The 15836-nt window shown below is 71.2% G+C and carries 16 protein-coding genes; 12 read left to right on the forward strand and 4 right to left on the reverse strand.

What is annotated here, in order from left to right:
• The first annotated feature begins 6 nt into the window (after positions 1-6).
• The 3 genes from ACFYT4_RS20000 (at position 7) to argH (ending at position 3728) form a co-directional block, all read left to right on the forward strand.
• Complete coding sequence (locus ACFYT4_RS20000) at positions 7-543, forward strand: arginine repressor (protein WP_389270300.1); 537 nt, start codon at positions 7-9, stop codon at positions 541-543.
• Between the two features lie 384 nt (positions 544-927).
• Positions 928-2124: an argininosuccinate synthase gene (locus tag ACFYT4_RS20005; RefSeq protein WP_389270303.1), complete on the forward strand. Its 1197-nt coding sequence runs from the start codon at positions 928-930 to the stop codon at positions 2122-2124.
• 176 nt (positions 2125-2300) lie between these two features.
• Entirely contained in the window at positions 2301-3728 is a 1428-nt protein-coding gene (gene argH / locus ACFYT4_RS20010) for an argininosuccinate lyase (protein WP_389270306.1), read from the forward strand.
• A gap of 16 nt (positions 3729-3744) precedes the next feature.
• On the opposite strand, the gene ACFYT4_RS20015 is transcribed toward argH, so the two are convergent.
• Positions 3745-4251, reverse strand: coding sequence for an HAD domain-containing protein (locus ACFYT4_RS20015; RefSeq protein WP_389270309.1), 507 nt, complete (start codon positions 4249-4251; stop codon positions 3745-3747).
• Positions 4252-4396: 145 nt separating this feature from the next.
• Here ACFYT4_RS20015 and ACFYT4_RS20020 point away from each other — a divergent pair, with 145 nt between their 5' ends.
• Complete coding sequence (locus ACFYT4_RS20020; protein ID WP_389270312.1) at positions 4397-4951, forward strand: TetR/AcrR family transcriptional regulator; 555 nt, start codon at positions 4397-4399, stop codon at positions 4949-4951.
• Complete coding sequence (locus tag ACFYT4_RS20025; protein WP_389270315.1) at positions 4948-6486, forward strand: MFS transporter; 1539 nt, start codon at positions 4948-4950, stop codon at positions 6484-6486. Before ACFYT4_RS20020 ends, ACFYT4_RS20025 begins: the two co-directional genes overlap by 4 nt.
• Before the next feature lie 595 nt (positions 6487-7081).
• Here ACFYT4_RS20025 and ACFYT4_RS20030 read toward each other — a convergent pair.
• Positions 7082-7747 (reverse strand): lysophospholipid acyltransferase family protein, encoded by a 666-nt coding sequence (locus ACFYT4_RS20030; RefSeq protein ID WP_389270507.1) that lies wholly within the window; start codon positions 7745-7747, stop codon positions 7082-7084.
• Positions 7748-7982: 235 nt separating this feature from the next.
• Between ACFYT4_RS20030 and ACFYT4_RS20035 the strand changes: the two genes are divergently transcribed.
• The 3 genes from ACFYT4_RS20035 to ACFYT4_RS20045 all read left to right on the forward strand — a co-directional run bounded on the left by ACFYT4_RS20035 (position 7983) and on the right by ACFYT4_RS20045 (position 10466).
• The gene (locus ACFYT4_RS20035; protein WP_389270318.1) at positions 7983-9167 is read left to right on the forward strand and encodes a glycerophosphodiester phosphodiesterase; all 1185 of its coding nucleotides are present in this window, start codon (positions 7983-7985) and stop codon (positions 9165-9167) included.
• Positions 9168-9411: 244 nt separating this feature from the next.
• Positions 9412-9924, forward strand: coding sequence for a sigma-70 family RNA polymerase sigma factor (locus ACFYT4_RS20040; protein ID WP_389270510.1), 513 nt, complete (start codon positions 9412-9414; stop codon positions 9922-9924).
• 17 nt (positions 9925-9941) lie between these two features.
• Positions 9942-10466 carry a GNAT family N-acetyltransferase gene (locus tag ACFYT4_RS20045; RefSeq protein WP_389270321.1) on the forward strand — a complete coding sequence of 175 codons (525 nt, stop codon included), beginning with the start codon at positions 9942-9944 and terminating at the stop codon, positions 10464-10466.
• 37 nt (positions 10467-10503) lie between these two features.
• On the opposite strand, the gene ACFYT4_RS20050 is transcribed toward ACFYT4_RS20045, so the two are convergent.
• Together ACFYT4_RS20050 and ACFYT4_RS20055 are read right to left on the reverse strand one after the other, a co-directional pair.
• Positions 10504-10965 carry a hypothetical protein gene (locus ACFYT4_RS20050; protein ID WP_389270324.1) on the reverse strand — a complete coding sequence of 154 codons (462 nt, stop codon included), beginning with the start codon at positions 10963-10965 and terminating at the stop codon, positions 10504-10506.
• A gap of 2 nt (positions 10966-10967) precedes the next feature.
• On the reverse strand, positions 10968-11327 hold the full coding sequence (locus ACFYT4_RS20055) for a hypothetical protein (protein WP_389270327.1): 360 nt from the start codon (positions 11325-11327) through the stop codon (positions 10968-10970).
• Between the two features lie 663 nt (positions 11328-11990).
• Between ACFYT4_RS20055 and ACFYT4_RS20060 the strand changes: the two genes are divergently transcribed.
• From ACFYT4_RS20060 to ACFYT4_RS20075, 4 genes are all read left to right on the forward strand, one after another.
• Entirely contained in the window at positions 11991-13073 is a 1083-nt protein-coding gene (locus ACFYT4_RS20060; RefSeq protein WP_389270330.1) for a methionine ABC transporter ATP-binding protein, read from the forward strand.
• The gene (locus tag ACFYT4_RS20065) at positions 13070-13834 is read left to right on the forward strand and encodes a methionine ABC transporter permease (RefSeq protein WP_389270333.1); all 765 of its coding nucleotides are present in this window, start codon (positions 13070-13072) and stop codon (positions 13832-13834) included. The genes ACFYT4_RS20060 and ACFYT4_RS20065 overlap by 4 nt, the downstream gene beginning before the upstream one ends.
• A 152-nt stretch (positions 13835-13986) precedes the next feature.
• Positions 13987-14820 (forward strand): MetQ/NlpA family ABC transporter substrate-binding protein, encoded by an 834-nt coding sequence (locus ACFYT4_RS20070; RefSeq protein WP_389270336.1) that lies wholly within the window; start codon positions 13987-13989, stop codon positions 14818-14820.
• 179 nt (positions 14821-14999) lie between these two features.
• Positions 15000-15635 (forward strand): GNAT family N-acetyltransferase, encoded by a 636-nt coding sequence (locus tag ACFYT4_RS20075; protein ID WP_389270339.1) that lies wholly within the window; start codon positions 15000-15002, stop codon positions 15633-15635.
• The last annotated feature ends 201 nt before the right edge of the window (positions 15636-15836 follow it).

The following is a 15836-nucleotide window of genomic DNA, read 5'->3' on the forward strand; positions in this document are numbered from 1 at the left end:
ACGACGATGACCGAGGCGCAGGAGACCGAGCACGGAGGGCCCGCCGTCCCCCAGACCCGGATGGCCCGCCACCGGCGGATCGTGGACATCCTCAACCGCAAGCCGGTGCGCTCCCAGAGCCAGCTGGCCAGGCTGCTCGCCGACAGCGGGCTGAGCGTCACCCAGGCCACGCTCTCGCGGGACCTCGACGAGCTGGGCGCGGTGAAGATCCGCAACACCGGCGGCGAGCTGATCTACGCGGTGCCCAGCGAGGGAGGCTTCCGGACCCCCCAGGCTCCGCTCGGGGAGTCCGCCAAGGAGGAGCGGATGCGCCGTCTCTCCGGTGAGCTGCTGATCTCCGCGGAGGCGTCCGCCAATCTGGTGGTGCTGCGGACGCCCCCGGGCGCGGCCCAGTTCCTCGCCTCGGCCATCGACCAGGCCGAACTGCACGACATTCTCGGCACCATCGCCGGTGACGACACCCTGCTGCTGATCAGCCGCGACCCCACGGGCGGCCAGGCCCTCGCCGACCATCTGCTGCGGCTGGCACAGAACGACCGCTGAAGCGCGAACGGGGGGGGGGGGGGGGGGGGGGGGGGGGGGGGGGGGGGGGGGGGGGGGGGGGGGGGGGGGGGGGGGGGGCGCCCCCCCCCCCCCCCCCCCCCCCCCCCCCCCCCCCCCCCCCCCCCCCCCCCCCCCCGCCCGTTCCCGTATCAGCCCCTGACAGACCCCGCGCGCCCCGGTCGGTCCGTGCGCGCCGGAAGCGGCCGCGGCAGTGCCGGGAGGCCGTCCGGGCCCACCCGGCGTGCTCCTTCTTCTCGCAGTACGCGCAGTACGCGGCGAACTCCTCGTCCGACGTGCTCCGCGTGCTGGGTGCGCTCACGTTGACGAAACATGCGGAGTGATGCATACTTATGCCATCACCGAATGCACCGTAAGGAGAATCCCGTGACCGAGCGCGTCGTACTCGCCTACTCGGGCGGTCTGGACACCTCCGTCGCCATCGGCTGGATCGCCGAGGAGACGGGCGCCGAGGTCATCGCCGTTGCCGTGGACGTCGGCCAGGGCGGCGAGGACCTGGACGTCATCCGCAAGCGCGCGCTCGCCTGCGGTGCCGTCGAGGCCGAGGTCGCGGACGCGAAGGACGAGTTCGCCGACGAGTACTGCCTCCCGGCGATCAAGGCCAACGCCCTCTACATGGACCGCTATCCGCTGGTCTCCGCCCTCTCCCGGCCCACCATCGTCAAGCACCTGGTGGCCGCCGCCCGCAAGCACAACGCCGGCATCGTCGCCCACGGCTGCACCGGCAAGGGCAACGACCAGGTCCGCTTCGAAGCCGGAATCTCCGCCCTCGGCCCCGACCTGAAGTGCATCGCCCCCGTCCGCGACTACGCGATGACCCGGGACAAGGCGATCGCCTTCTGCGAGGAGAAGCAGCTCCCGATCGCGACCACCAAGAAGTCGCCGTACTCCATCGACCAGAACGTCTTCGGGCGGGCCGTCGAGACCGGCTTCCTGGAGGACATCTGGAACGCGCCGATCGAGGACATCTACGAGTACACCTCCAACCCCGCCGAGCAGCGCGAGGCCGACGAGGTCGTCATCTCCTTCAAGGAGGGCGTGCCCGTCGCCATCGACGGCAAGCCCGTCTCCGTCCTCCAGGCGATCCAGCAGCTCAACGAGCGCGCGGGCGGTCAGGGCATCGGCCGGATCGACATGGTCGAGGACCGGCTCGTCGGCATCAAGTCCCGTGAGGTGTACGAGGCCCCGGGCGCGATCGCGCTGATCACCGCCCACCAGGAGCTGGAGAACGTCACGGTCGAGCGCGAGCTGGCCCGCTACAAGCGGCAGGTCGAGCAGCGCTGGGGCGAGATGGTCTACGACGGCCTGTGGTTCTCCCCGCTCAAGCGCGCTCTCGACGGCTTCATCAACGAGGCCAACCAGCATGTCAGCGGCGACATCCGGATGACCCTGCACGGCGGCCGCGCCGTCGTCACCGGCCGGAAGTCCGACGAGTCGCTGTACGACTTCAACCTGGCGACGTACGACTCCGGCGACACCTTCGACCAGTCGAAGGCGCAGGGCTTCATCGAGATCTTCGGTCTCTCGTCGAAGATCGCGGCGAAGCGCGACCTCGCCGGCTGAGCCGGCCCGCTTCCGGCGGAGCCCGGACGCGCCCGACGGGACCTCACCGGGCCCGTCGACCCGGCCGGGCCGCACCCGGTCCGGCCGGACCGATGCGATACGCGTACGACAGCGGCCTCCCCGTCCCTCCGCGCCGGGGAGGCCGCGGCACATCCACCTCCTGAGGAGTTCGAGCTGTGAGCAGCAACAACGGTGACGTCCGGCTCTGGGGCGGCCGGTTCGCCGACGGTCCGGCCGAGGCGCTGGCGAAACTCTCCGCGTCGGTCCACTTCGACTGGCGGCTCGCGCCGTACGACATCGCCGGATCCCGCGCCCACGCCCGGGTGCTCCACCGGGCGGGCCTGCTCACCGAGGACGAGCTGACCCGGATGCTCGCCGGGCTCGACCGGCTCGAAGCGGTGGTGGCGGACGGTTCCTTCACCGGCACCGTCGCCGACGAGGACGTGCACACCGCGCTGGAGCGGGGTCTGCTGGAGATCCTCGGCCCGGACCTCGGGGGCAAGCTGCGCGCGGGCCGGTCCCGCAACGACCAGGTCGCCACCCTCTTCCGGATGTATCTGCGCGACCACGCCCGGATCATCGGCGGCCTGATCGCCGAGCTCCAGGACGCGCTGGTGGGTCTCGCCGAGGCCCACCCGGACGTCGCCATGCCGGGCCGTACGCATCTCCAGCACGCGCAGCCCGTGCTCTTCGCCCACCATGTCCTCGCGCATGTGCAGTCGCTGTCCCGGGACGCGGAGCGGCTGCGGCAGTGGGACGAGCGCACCGCCGTCTCGCCGTACGGCTCCGGCGCGCTCGCGGGCTCGTCCCTCGGGCTCGACCCGGAGGCGGTCGCGGCCGACCTCGGCTTCGAGCACGGTTCCGCGGGCAACTCGATCGACGGCACGGCCTCGCGCGACTTCGTGGCGGAGTTCGCGTTCATCACCGCGATGACCGGGGTGAACCTCTCCCGCATCGCGGAGGAGGTCATCATCTGGAACACGAAGGAGTTCTCCTTCGTGACCCTCCACGACGCGTTCTCCACCGGCTCGTCGATCATGCCCCAGAAGAAGAACCCGGACATCGCCGAGCTGGCGCGCGGCAAGTCGGGCCGGCTCATCGGCAATCTCACGGGCCTGATGGCCACGCTGAAGGCGCTGCCCCTGGCGTACAACCGCGATCTCCAGGAGGACAAGGAGCCGGTCTTCGACTCCTGCGACACCCTTGAGGTGCTGCTGCCCGCGTTCACCGGGATGATGGCCACGCTCACCGTGAACCGGGAGCGCATGGAGGAGCTGGCCCCGGCGGGCTTCTCGCTGGCGACGGACATCGCGGAGTGGCTGGTCAAGCAGGGTGTGCCGTTCCGGGTGGCGCACGAGGTCGCCGGCGAGTGCGTCAAGGAGTGCGAGGCGCACGGGATCGAGCTGGACCAGCTCACCGACGAGCAGTTCGCCAAGATCTCCGGGCATCTGACCCCGGAGGTCCGTACGGTCCTCAATGTGCCGGGCGCCCTCGCCTCCCGCAACGGGCGCGGCGGGACCGCCCCCTCGGCGGTGGCCGTCCAGCTGGCCGAGGTGAAGGCCGACCTGGCCGTCCAGCACGCCTGGGCCACCGCCAAGCGGTAACGGGTCCACGCGGGTCCTACAGCGCCGCCGCCCACTCCGCGAGCGCGTCGAAGTCCGGCCGGGTCAGCCCGATCCGGGGGTCGACGCGCAGGAGCAGGGCGGCGGAGAGGTGTTCCCGGTCCACGAACTCGCGGTCCGGCTCCGCGATCTCGTCGTCGACCCAGGCGAACGGCCGCCCGGCCGCGTACCGCAGGATGTGCCGCGTCTTCCAGAACGTGCCCCGCGGCGCCGCGCCGCGCACCGCCGGCCAGGCGATGTACGGCAGCTCCGGCAGTCCCAGCGGAGGACCGATCCAGATGTTCGCCTCCGCCTCCCAGGTCGTCGCCCACACCAGCTCGTAGCGGTCGGCGAGCGCCAGCAGCTCCCGGCCGTGCGCCGGATTGAGCCAGACCCGCAGCGGTCTGCGGTCCGTCCAGCCGGCGGGGCGCATGCGGTAGGTCACACAGCCCTGCGGCCTGCGCTCGGGCCGTGCGCCGTACGGATTCAGCGGTCCGTCGACATCGATCAGCAGCAGCGGCTTCATCGGCACATTCTTCCCTTCCCGGGGTTCACTCCGAGGTTTCCGGCGGTCCGCTCCGAGGTCCCTTCCGAGGGCGTTCTCCAGCCGTCGGTGAGCCGGTGCGGTATCTCGTGAGACATTGATGTCTCATATAGGCTATGGTTGTCTCATGTCAGTCGATCGTGAGCAGGTTCTGCGGGCCGCCGGCGCCCTTCTCTCCCGAAAGGCCACCGCGACCATGGACGAGGTCGCCAGGGCCGCGGGTATCGGCCGGGCCACCCTGCACCGGCACTTCGCCGGGCGGGACTCCCTGGTGCGGGCGCTGGAGGACTTCGGGCTCCGCGAGTTCGAGGCGGCGATAGCGGCCGCCCGGCTCGACGAGGGCAGCGCGTCCGACGCCCTGCGCCGGCTCATCGCCGAGTCCGAGCCCTGCGCCGGACTGCTCGCCTTCCTCATCACCGAGAACCAGCTCTTCGAGGGCGCGGAGATCAACGAGGGCTGGGCCAGGATCGACGACAGGGTCTCCGCGCTCGTCCAGCGCGGTCAGGAGCAGGGCGTCTTCCGAATCGACCTGACGGCCGCCTGGATCACCGAGGCCCTGTACGGGCTCATCAGCTCGGGCGCCTGGAGCGTGCAGTCCGGCCGGGTCGCCGCCCAGGACTACCAGTACATGATCGCCGAGCTGCTGCTCGGCGGCGTCACACGACGGAGCGTGGAGAAATGACCGGGACCGCCCAGCTGACGAAGGAGACCGTCCGCGCACCGGGCCGGTGGCTCGCGCTGGCCGCCCTCGTGCTGGCCGTGCTCCTCGTCGCGGTCGACGCCACGGTCCTCGGCCTGGCCACACCCTATCTGAGCGAGGACCTCAAGCCGAGCGGCACCCAGCTGCTGTGGATCGGCGACGTGTACTCGTTCGTCATCGCGGGTCTGCTGATCTCGATGGGCAGCCTCGGTGACCGTATCGGCCGCAAGAAGCTGCTGCTGACGGGTGCGGTCGCGTTCGGCGCGGTCTCCGTGCTCAACGCGTACGCCACCAGCCCCGAGATGATGATCGTCGCACGGGCGCTGCTCGGCGTCGCGGGCGCGACCCTCATGCCGTCCACGCTCGCCCTGATCCGCAACATCTTCCACGACCCCAAGGAGCGCAGCATCGCCGTCGGCATCTGGGGCGCGGCGGCCTCCGCGGGCGCGGCGGTCGGGCCCGTCGTCGGCGGCTTCCTGCTGGAGCACTTCTGGTGGGGCTCGGTCTTCCTGATCAATCTGCCCGTGATGGCGGTCCTCGTCGTCATCGGCATCAAGCTGCTGCCCGAGTCGCGCAACCCGAACCCGGGCCCGTGGGACCTCCTCAGCGTCGGTCTCTCACTGATCGGCATGGTCTCCGTCGTCTACGCGGTCAAGGAGATGGCGGTCCACGGGATCGGCACGGGCTCGTCCGCGGCGGCGGTCGCCGGGATCGGCGCGCTGATCTGGTTCGTACGGCGCCAGCTGACGCTGCCCTCGCCCCTGCTGGACGTACGGCTCTTCCACAACCGGGGCTTCTCCGGCGCGGTGCTCGCGGATCTGCTGACCATTCTCGGACTCTCCGGGCTGGTCTTCTTCCTCTCGCAGTTCCTCCAGCTCGTCCAGGGGCGGTCGCCCCTGGAAGCGGGCCTGATCGAGCTGCCCGCGGCGATCGGCGCGGTGGGCGCGGGTCTGCTGGCCGGGCTGCTCGCCCGGCGGTGGTCCGTGCGCGGCACGGTCTCCTTCGGCCTGCTCGCGGTCGGTGTCGCCCTCGCGGCGTGCACGCTGCTGACCGAGGACACGGGAGTCCTGGCGCTGGGCCTCGCGCTGTTCATCGGCGGTCTCGGCGCGGGGCTCGCCTTCACGGTGACCGCGGACGTCATTCTCTCCAGTGTTCCCAAGGAACAGGCGGGTGCGGCGTCGGCCGTCTCCGAGACGGCGTACGAACTGGGCGCGGCACTCGGGATCGCGCTGCTCGGCTCGATCGTGACGGGCGTCTACCGGGGCTTCACGGTTCCCGAGGACGTTCCCGCGGGTGCGGCGGACGCGGCCCGTGACTCCCTCGGCGGCGCGGCGGAGGCGGCGCACGCGCTGCCCCAGGAACAGGGAGCGGCACTGCTGGCCTCGGCGCGGGACGCCTTCGCGGACGGCTTCCACGTCGCGGGCGCGGTGGGCTCCGCGGTGCTCTTCGCGACGGCGATCGCGGCGTGGTTCCTGCTGCGGGGCCAGCGCCTGGAGTCCTCCCCCGACCACGCCTGACCCCTACCGGACCGCCCACCCCGGCGGGGCCCCGGCCCCGCGCCCTTCCCGCGCGCCCCGGGTCTGTCCTCAATCGCCGGACGGGCTGGGTTGTGCCGGTCGGGGTGGCCGACCTTGCCGGGCGGTGGGTGTTGTGCCGCGAGTCTGTCCCCAATCGCCGGACGGGCTGGTTTCCCGGGCCTCGGGCCTGTCCTCCATCGCCGGATGGGCTTGAGCGGTACTGGGCGGCCATCCGAACCGGCTGAGTGGGTGCTGGGGGAGCGACAATCCAGCCCCTCCGGCGTTTGAGGAGCGGGGTTCGGGGCGGAGCCCCGAGAGGGGGTGGCACCGCTACAGGCTCCTTGTGCCCGGGCCCTCAGGCACTCTCCTGGCGAGGGTGAGCAGCTCCAGCCCCTCCGGCGTTTGAGGAGCCGGGCCCGGGGCGGAGCCCCGGCAAGGCGTCCCCGCCACGGGGCCGCCCGGCCACGGGAAGGCGTCCCCGCCACGGGGGGCCGCCCGGCCACGGGAGCCGGAAACCCCGGAGCCGGAAACCCCGGAGCCGGAAACGGCACCCGGGCGGCCCGGGCCCCAAGACGCCGCGGCCGACCCCGCAAGCTCAGGCCGCCTCCTTCACCTTCGTGGCGTACATGTCGACGTACTCCTGCCCCGACAGCGCCATCACCTCCGCCATCACCGAGTCCGTCACCGCCCGCAGCACGTACCGGTCCCGGTCCATGCCCTCGTACCGCGAGAACTCCAGCGGCTCGCCGAAGCGGATCGTCACCCGTCCCGGCCGCGGCAGACCCGTACCACCCGGCTGGAGCTTGTCCGTGCCGATGACGGCGAACGGCACGACCGGCGCCCCGGTCATCAGGGTGAGCCGGGCGATACCGGTCCGCCCGCGGTACAGCCGCCCGTCGGGGGAGCGCGTGCCCTCGGGGTAGATGCCGAAGATCCGCCCCTCCTCCAGCACCCGCCGGCCCGTCATCAGCGCGGCCACCCCGCCGTTGGCGCCGTCGCGGTCCACCGGGATCATGCCGACACCCGTGAAGAACCACGCCATCAGCCGGCCCTTGAGGCCCTTGCCCGTCACATACTCGTCCTTGCCGATGAAGTAGACCGGCCGCGAGCACACCAGCGGAAGGATCATCGAGTCGATGAAGGTCAGATGGTTCCCGGCGAGAATGACGGCACCCGAGCCCGGAATGTTCTCGACGCCCTCCACCCGAGGACGGAACATCAGGCGCAGGATCGGTCCTAGAACGGCCTTGATGAGCGACAAGCGGGACAACGGGGCCTCCGACGGCGACCAGATGCGGTGAGGTCTGTGCAGGTGAGGACGATACTCGCGGCTCGGGCGTTGCCGCACATCGGGTTCACACGGCATCAAGACCGTGTCGACAGGTGTTCGTACGCCGTTTCCCCCGTCTCTTCCCCGCTGAGGGCATCCCTCCCTAGCGTCGGTGTCACCTGACAGGTGCCGGACATCACAAGGAATTTCACGTGGAGGAACCCCGATGACACAGGGCACGGAACCAAGCCCCGGACGGCGCACGGTACTCGGAGCGGCGATGCTCTCCACAGCCGTGATCGGCGCCGGCGGCACCCTCGCGGGAGCCGCCCCGGCCGCGGCGGACGACCGTCACGACGGGGAGCGGGGCGGCTCGTACCGGGAGCTGCCCCATCCCACGGTGATCGCCCACCGGGGCGCCAGCGGCTACCGGCCCGAGCACACCATCGGCGCCTACCAGCTCGCTCTCGACATGGGCGCGCATGTCGTCGAGCAGGATCTGGTGCCGACCGGGGACGGTCATCTCGTCTGCCGTCACGAGAACGACATCACGGCGACCACGGACGTCGCCGACCACCCGGAGTTCGCCTCCCGCAGGACGACGAAGAAGGTCGACGGCACCGACATCACCGGGTGGTTCACCGAGGACTTCACACTCGCCGAACTGAAAACGCTCCGCGCGAAGGAACGCATCCCCGGCACCCGCCCCGACAACACCCTCTACGACGGGCGCTGGACGATCCCCTCTTTCGAGGAGGTGCTGCGCTGGGCCCGGAAGGAGGGCCGCCGCCGGGGCCGTCCCGTCTGGCTCCATGTCGAGACCAAACACCCCACCTACTTTCGCCGGCTCGGCCTCGGCCTGGAGGAGCCGCTGGCGAAGCTGCTGCGGCGGTACGGCCGCGACCGCCGCGACTCGGCCGTCTTCCTGCAGTCGTTCGAGCCGAGCAGCATGCAGCGCATGGCCCGGCTGGTGTCGTCGCCGCGGGTCGTCCTGCTCTCCGGGGCGCGCACCCGGCCCTTCGACCTCCAGGAGGCGGGCGACCCGCGCACGGTGGCCGATCTGATCGCGCCGGAGGGCCTGACGTGGATCGCGTCGTACGCCCAGGGCATCGGCCCCACGCTGGAGCTGATCATTCCCCGAGGGCCGGACGGACGGCTCGGGGCGCCGACGACCCTGGTGCGCGACGCCCACCGGCAGGGGCTGATCCTCCATCCCTACACGATGCGCAACGAGAACACCTTCCTGCCGGCCGACTTCCGGCGCGCCCGCGACGGCGCGCCCGGCGTCGACCCGAACGCGTACGGTGATGTCTTCGGCGCCTTCCGGCGGTACTTCGAGACCGGCATCGACGGCATCTTCACCGACCACCCCGACACCGGCCTGCTGGCCGCCGCCGACTTCGGCCGCTGAGCAGGCCACCGGCCGCCGCTTCCCCTTCACCGGCGCCCGCCCGGCCGCCGACGGGCCGCCGGGCGGGCGCCTGCGGCGGCGCGTGCGCCCGTACGGGTGACGGAGCCGCAGTACGGCAACCGCCGCCGCGCGAGGACACGTCCCGCCCTGCATGACGCACCTCGCAGAGCCCGCCCACCGTACGGCCCCCGCCGCTCCCGCCCGACGCACAGCCCCCACGGCGGGCACGCACCCGGGCGGGGACATGGACCTGGTCGGCGCCCTGCGCCCGCTGGTGACGGCGGAGGCGATGGCCGAGGCACCCGGCGCGGCGATGGACGCGGGCGATCTGGAACAGGCGGTCTGGGTGCGACTGTTCGAACGGCTCGGCGGATCGGGGCCGCCGTCCGACACCGCACGCTGGGTGCGCGCGGCCGTACGGGCCGAGGCCCGGCGCGCCCGCCGCACGGCCGCCCGCGAGCACCCGCTCGGCAGCCCCGAGCCGCCGTCCGATCCGGCGGGCGGCCCCGAACCCGCCGTGCTCCGGGCGGAACGACGCCGTACGGTACGGGCCGCCGTCGCCCGTACCCCGGGAGCCTGCCCACGGCTTCTGGCTGCGATGTTGTCCCCGAAAGACCCCACCTACCGCGAAATCGCAGGAGAGTTGGGAATCTCACAAGGAAGTCTGGGGCCCATGCGTTCCCGTTGCCTGGGATGCCTGCGCAGAATGCTCACGGCAGAGGTTGCGGCTCCCGCCCCTCGGGGAATGGAGCGATAGACAACCGGCGTGGACAGGTGAGCGGGAGGCGTGCGCACATGGGCATGAGCGTGACCATCTCAGCGGCGAGAGCACAGGACGCGGAGCAGATCCTCAAGCTCCAGTATCTGTGCTACCAGAGCGAGGCGGAGCTATACGGCGACTACGCCATCGAGCCCCTCACCCAGTCGCTCGACGATCTGCGGGCCGAGATCGGCCGCGGCCACGCCCTGGTGGCCCGGCTCGGTGACGAGGTGATCGCGTCCGTGCGGGGCACGGTCGACGAGGACGGCACCGCGCGGATCGCCAAGCTGATCGTGCATCCGCGCATGCAGCGCCACGGTCTCGGCGGCCGGCTGCTCGACGCGATCGAGGCCCACTTCGCCGCGGAGCCCTCCGCCCGCCGCTTCCAGCTCTTCACCGGTCACCGCAGCGAGGGCAACCTCCGGCTCTACCGCAGCCGGGGCTATGTCCCGGTCGCGCGTGAGGAGCTCGGCCCGAGGCACACCCTCGTCACCCTGGAGAAGGAGGCCGAGGCGCGGGCGTACGCGGCGAGCGCCTGACCGGAAGGCGGAGCGGAGTCCGGCGGTCGCGGCGGGCTCAGGCGGTCGCGGCCGGCAGCTCCGCGCGCGAGCGGCGCAGCCACAGCATTCCGGTGACCGGCAGCAGCACCGGGATGAAGACGTACCCCATGCCGTACCCGGACCAGACCGTGCTGTCGGGGAAGGCGGACGGGTCCACCACCGTCCAGGTGCCGACGATCAGCACGCCGGCGAGCTCGGCGGCGCAGCACACCAGCGCCGCCCTGCGGGCCTTCTCCCCGCCGCGTACGAGCGTGTACGTGATGAACGCGTACACCACGGCCGCGACGGCGGAGAGCCCGTGCGCGAGCGGGGCGCTGTCGAAGTCGGTGAGGATGTGGAAGACCGAGCGCGAGACCGCGCCGACCGACATCACCCCGTACAGCCAGACCAGCAGCAGTCCGGGCCCCCGGACCAGCCTGGTGTCCCGCCCCGTGCTCCCGCTGGTGCCTGTGCTCCCGGTGGTGACGGGCCCGGCCATCGTCAGCCTCCCCAGATGTCGTAGAGCCGTACTTCGAGTACCGCGAGCACGACCGCGCCGGCCGAGACCGTGGCCGAACCCCAGCGGGTCCGCTCACCCAGCGACAGAAAACCGGCCGCCGGCACCGCGGCGAACGATCCGATCAGATAGGCGATGAAGATCGTCGAGCCCTGATCCGCCTTCTCTCCCCGCGCGAGCTGCGCGATCCCGATGACCAGCTGCGCCAGCGCCAGCACCGAGACCACCGCCATGCCGATGAAGTGCCAGTCCTTGGTGGGCTGATTCCGGTAGGCGGCAAAACCGCACCAGGCGGCGAGAGCGAGCGCGGTCACGGCCACCGCGACCGTCAGGGCGTCGAGCATGGTCCCGAGAGTATTACGGTCCCGGGGGCGCGGTGCGAGCGGCCCGGGCGCTCCCGGGCACCGCGCGGGCCGGTCCGGGAGCGCGGCACGGCGGCCGCACGGTCCGGGATCGTGGCCTTGACCACAGCGCATCCCGCTCCCGCAGTGGTCGTCGCCGGGGCATACGACCGGTGCCTCGCCTCATCTCCGCAGGTCAGAGCCGAGGGAGCGGACACAGGGAAACCGGAAAGCCTGAATCCGGTTGCCGTCTCGCCGCTGTCCGCTATGCGGACTGCCCGATTCGGCTGCTCGGGCCATCTGCTTTACTTACCGCCATGACCACGACGAGCAGCCGCACCCTTGCGACCGGGGCGATCACCACGCCCGGTGCTCGTTGTCTGTGTCGAATGTGCGCCTTCTGAGGGCCCCCGACGTTGCCTCGCGCCCCGAAGTGAGACCGGGCGGACCCCGGGCCGGCTGACCCGGACCGCCGCTGCCCCCGCGCACGAGTCGTCTTCCCCGCATGCCGGAGCCCCCTGGGCGCCGAGCCGCGGCGGCGCTCCCGAGCGAGACCGCGCTGTGTCGACGTTTCGACGACAAACGCCCTGAAAAGCCCCGTAGACGAACGCCCCGTGCCCGGCGAGGAAACCGCCGCCGCGCACTCGACAGTGACGGACAACCCCAGTGATCACCACATCGGGCCTGACCAAGGTCTACCGCTCGCGAGGACGCGAGGTCACCGCCGTGGACGGCGTCGACCTCCACGTCAGGGAGGGTGAGGTGTACGGCGTCATCGGCCAGAGCGGCGCCGGCAAGTCCTCCCTCATCCGCTGTGTCAACCTCCTCGAACGCCCCACCTCCGGCACCGTGACCGTGGCCGGGCAGGACCTCACCGCACTCGCCGGCGCCGGACCGCGCGCCGGCCGGCGGCTGCGCGAGGCACGCAGCCGCATCGGCATGGTCTTCCAGCACTTCAATCTGCTGTCCTCCCGCTCGGTCCAGGACAATGTCGAACTCCCCCTGGAGATCCTCGGCCTCTCCGGACGGGAGCGCGCCCGCAAGGCCCGTGAACTCCTCGACCTGGTCGGCCTCTCCGACAAGGCCAGGTCCTATCCCGGACAGCTCTCCGGCGGACAGAAGCAGCGCGTCGGCATCGCCCGCGCCCTCGCCGGGGACCCCAAGGTCCTCCTCTCGGACGAGGCGACCAGCGCGCTCGACCCCGAGACCACCCGCTCGATCCTCCAGCTGCTGCGCGACCTCAACCGCAGGCTCGGGCTCACCGTGCTGCTGATCACCCACGAGATGGACGTCGTCAAGACCGTCTGCGACTCGGCCGCCCTGATGGAGAACGGCCGGATCGTCGAGTCCGGCACGGTGGGCGAACTGCTCGCCACCCCGGGCTCCGAACTGGCCGCAGCGCTCTTCCCGGTCAGCGGCACCGCCTCCGGCGCCGACCGCACGGTCGTGGACGTCACGTTCCACGGCGACGCGGCCACCCGGCCGGTGATCTCGCAGCTCTCGCGCACGTACAACGTCGACATCTCGATCCTGGGTGCCGCGATGGACACCGTCGGCGGCAGGCAGGTCGGCCGGATGCGCATCGAACTGCCCGGACGCTTCGAGGAGAACGTCGTCCCCATCGGCTTCCTGCGCGAACAGGGACTCCAGGTCGACATCGCTCCCGAGGAGCCCGGTGCCACCGGATCCGCGGGACCCCGTGCCGCCGGGACCACGGGCCCGAACCCGGTGAAGGAAGGTGCCAAGTGACCTGGTCCGAGATGTGGCCCCTGCTGGAGCAGGCGTGCTGGGACACGTTCTACATGGTCGGCTGGTCCACCGTCATCGCGGTCGTCGCCGGGCTGCCGCTGGGCATCGTCCTCGTCCTGACCGACCGGGGCGGCCTGCTGGGCAACACGTTCGCGAACAAGGTGATCGGCCAGATCGTCAATGTCACGCGCTCGATGCCGTTCATCATCCTCATGGTCGCCCTGATGCCCTTCACCAAGGCGGTCACCGGCACCACCATCGGCCGCGAGGGCGCGATCGTGCCGCTCGCGATCGGCGCGATCCCGTTCTTCGCCCGGCTGGTGGAGACCGCCGTACGGGAGGTCGACCACGGGCTCGTCGAGGCCGTGCAGTCGATGGGCGGCAGCACCTGGACCGTCGTACGCAAGGTCCTGGTGCCCGAGTCGCTGCCGTCGCTGATCTCCAGCGCCACCACGACCGTCGTCGCGCTGATCGGCTACTCGGCCATGGCGGGCACGGTCGGCGCCGGCGGGCTCGGCGACATCGCCATCCGCTACGGCTACCAGCGCTTCGAGACCGGACTGATGTGGGTCACGGTCGGCGTGCTCGCCGTGGTCATCTCGGTCATCCAGTTCGCCGGTGACTACGCGGCCCGCGGTCTGCACCGGAGGGGACGCGGCGGCTCCGCGCCGCGCCTGCGTTTCCTCCGGGCCGACCCCGTCCCCCTGGCCGCGTCGGCGGCCACCGCCGATGCCGGCCCGGAGCCCGTCAAGACCCCCTGACGGCCGTCTCCCGGCCACACCCCTGAGCCGTATCAGGGACCCGATACCCGATACCCGATACCCGAGACCCCAGTCCGTCCCGAGGTCTCGCCCACGTGCGACCCCACCCGGGTCCGTACCACCCGCACCACCCATGGAGAAAGGCACTTTTCGTGCGTAACACCACCAAGATCACCACCGCTGTCCTGGCCGTCGGAGCCCTCACCCTCGGACTCTCCGCCTGCGGCGGCGACAGCGGATCGGACGCCAAGTCCGGCTCCGACGGACCGCTCGTCGTCGCCGCCACCCCCGTCCCGCACGCCGAGATCCTCGGCTACATCAAGGACAACCTGGCGGAGAAGGAGGGTCTTGAGCTGGAGGTCAAGGAGTTCACCGAGTACGTGACGCCCAACACGGCGACCCAGAGCGGTGAGGTGGGTGCCAACTTCTTCCAGCACAAGCCGTACCTCGACGACTTCAACAAGAAGAACAAGACGACGATCGTCCCCGTCGGCACGGTCCACCTGGAGCCGCTCGGCCTCTACTCCAACAAGGCCGGGAAGATCACCGACCTCAAGGACGGCGCCACCGTCGCCCTGCCCAACGACACCACCAACGAGGCACGCGCCCTCAAGCTCCTGGAGGCGAACGGCCTCATCGAGCTGAAGCCCGGCGCGGGCAACGAGGCGACCCCCAAGGACATCGCGGCGAACCCCAAGAAGATCCAGTTCAAGGAGCTGGAAGCCGCCCAGGTGCCGCGCGCGCTCGACGACGTCGACGCCGCCGTCATCAACGGCAACTACGCCGTCGAGGCCAAGCTCAGCCCCAAGAAGGACGCGCTCGTCCTGGAGTCCGCCCAGAACAACCCGTACGGCAACTTCCTGGCCGTCAAGGAGGGCAACGAGAAGGACCCGCGGGTCGTGAAGCTCGTGAAGCTGCTCACCTCGCCCGAGGTGAAGAAGTTCATCGAGGACAAGTACGACGGCGCCGTCGTCCCCGCGTTCTGACATTTCCCGGCCGGCGGGCCCCGCACTCCTTCGGGGGGTGTGCGGGGCCCGTCCCTTTCGTGCCGCACCACACGTGCGGCACCCTGTGGTGTGGTTCGGCCGGACAATGCTGCATGCTGGGCTTTTCGGCGGAGCCCCTGGTTCCTGGTTCCCGCAGGCCCCTGGTTACGGAGCGGCGCATGACGACCACCTTTCCGGACGTGTCCATCAGTACGGAGCGATTGGTGCTGCGCCCCTTCGAGGAGGCCGACATCCCCGCGTACACCGAGATGATGAACGACGAAGCCGTCATCGCCTGGACGTCGGAACCCCACCCGTACACCACCGCCGACGCGGAGGAGTGGGTGCGCAGAATCGCTCCCTCACAGCGCACGGAGGGCCGGGGGATCGCCCTGGCCGTGACCGAATTCCTCACCCAGCGGCTCGTCGGGGCCGTCTGTCTGCGCAACACCAACTGGCGCACGCGCGCCACCGAGGCCACCTACGTCACCGCCCCCTGGGCGCGCGGAGAGGGATACGCCACCGAATCCGTGCTGGCCGTCGCCCAATGGCTCTTCCGCGACCAGAAGTTCGAACGGCTGGAACTGCGCACGGCCGCCGACAACACCGCGGCCCAGCAGGTCGCCCAGAAAATGGGCTGCATCAGCGAAGGTGTCCTGCGCAGCGCCTGGACGGTGCGTACCCGCACGGACGACGGCGGCTGGGCCGACACCCGCACCGACCTCATCGTCTGGAGCCTGCTGCCCGAGGATCTGGAGGGGCTCGCGGACGAACCGGCGGAGTCCGGCTACGCCTCCTTCACCGACTGGAACTGACGCCTCCCGGCGCACCGGCCGTGCCGCCACAACACCGCCGCCGTACCACTGTCGTACCGCTGACGGGACCGCTTCTCCGCCGCGGGTGAGATCCACCGGCCCGGCCCTCGGACGACCCCTCCGCAGCCTTCGCTGTTTCCTCCGTCTTCTCTGCTTCTCCGTCTTCTCCGGACCTCCCGGGAGCGCCTGGAACCGGCCGGA

Origin of the sequence: Streptomyces sp. NPDC004609, assembly GCF_042873655.1 — a bacterium.
GTDB lineage: Bacteria > Actinomycetota > Actinomycetes > Streptomycetales > Streptomycetaceae > Streptomyces.

What these genes read in the sequence shown, in the direction of transcription:
- ACFYT4_RS20000 (WP_389270300.1), top strand. Translation starts at nt 7, where the DNA reads ATGACCGAGGCGCAGGAGACCGAGCACGGAGGGCCCGCCGTCCCCCAG.
- ACFYT4_RS20015 (WP_389270309.1), bottom strand. Translation starts at nt 4,251, where the DNA reads ATGAAGCCGCTGCTGCTGATCGATGTCGACGGACCGCTGAATCCGTAC.
- ACFYT4_RS20020 (WP_389270312.1), top strand. Translation starts at nt 4,397, where the DNA reads ATGTCAGTCGATCGTGAGCAGGTTCTGCGGGCCGCCGGCGCCCTTCTC.
- ACFYT4_RS20025 (WP_389270315.1), top strand. Translation starts at nt 4,948, where the DNA reads ATGACCGGGACCGCCCAGCTGACGAAGGAGACCGTCCGCGCACCGGGC.
- ACFYT4_RS20035 (WP_389270318.1), top strand. Translation starts at nt 7,983, where the DNA reads ATGACACAGGGCACGGAACCAAGCCCCGGACGGCGCACGGTACTCGGA.
- ACFYT4_RS20040 (WP_389270510.1), top strand. Translation starts at nt 9,412, where the DNA reads ATGGACCTGGTCGGCGCCCTGCGCCCGCTGGTGACGGCGGAGGCGATG.
- ACFYT4_RS20050 (WP_389270324.1), bottom strand. Translation starts at nt 10,965, where the DNA reads ATGGCCGGGCCCGTCACCACCGGGAGCACAGGCACCAGCGGGAGCACG.
- ACFYT4_RS20055 (WP_389270327.1), bottom strand. Translation starts at nt 11,327, where the DNA reads ATGCTCGACGCCCTGACGGTCGCGGTGGCCGTGACCGCGCTCGCTCTC.
- ACFYT4_RS20075 (WP_389270339.1), top strand. Translation starts at nt 15,000, where the DNA reads ATGACGACCACCTTTCCGGACGTGTCCATCAGTACGGAGCGATTGGTG.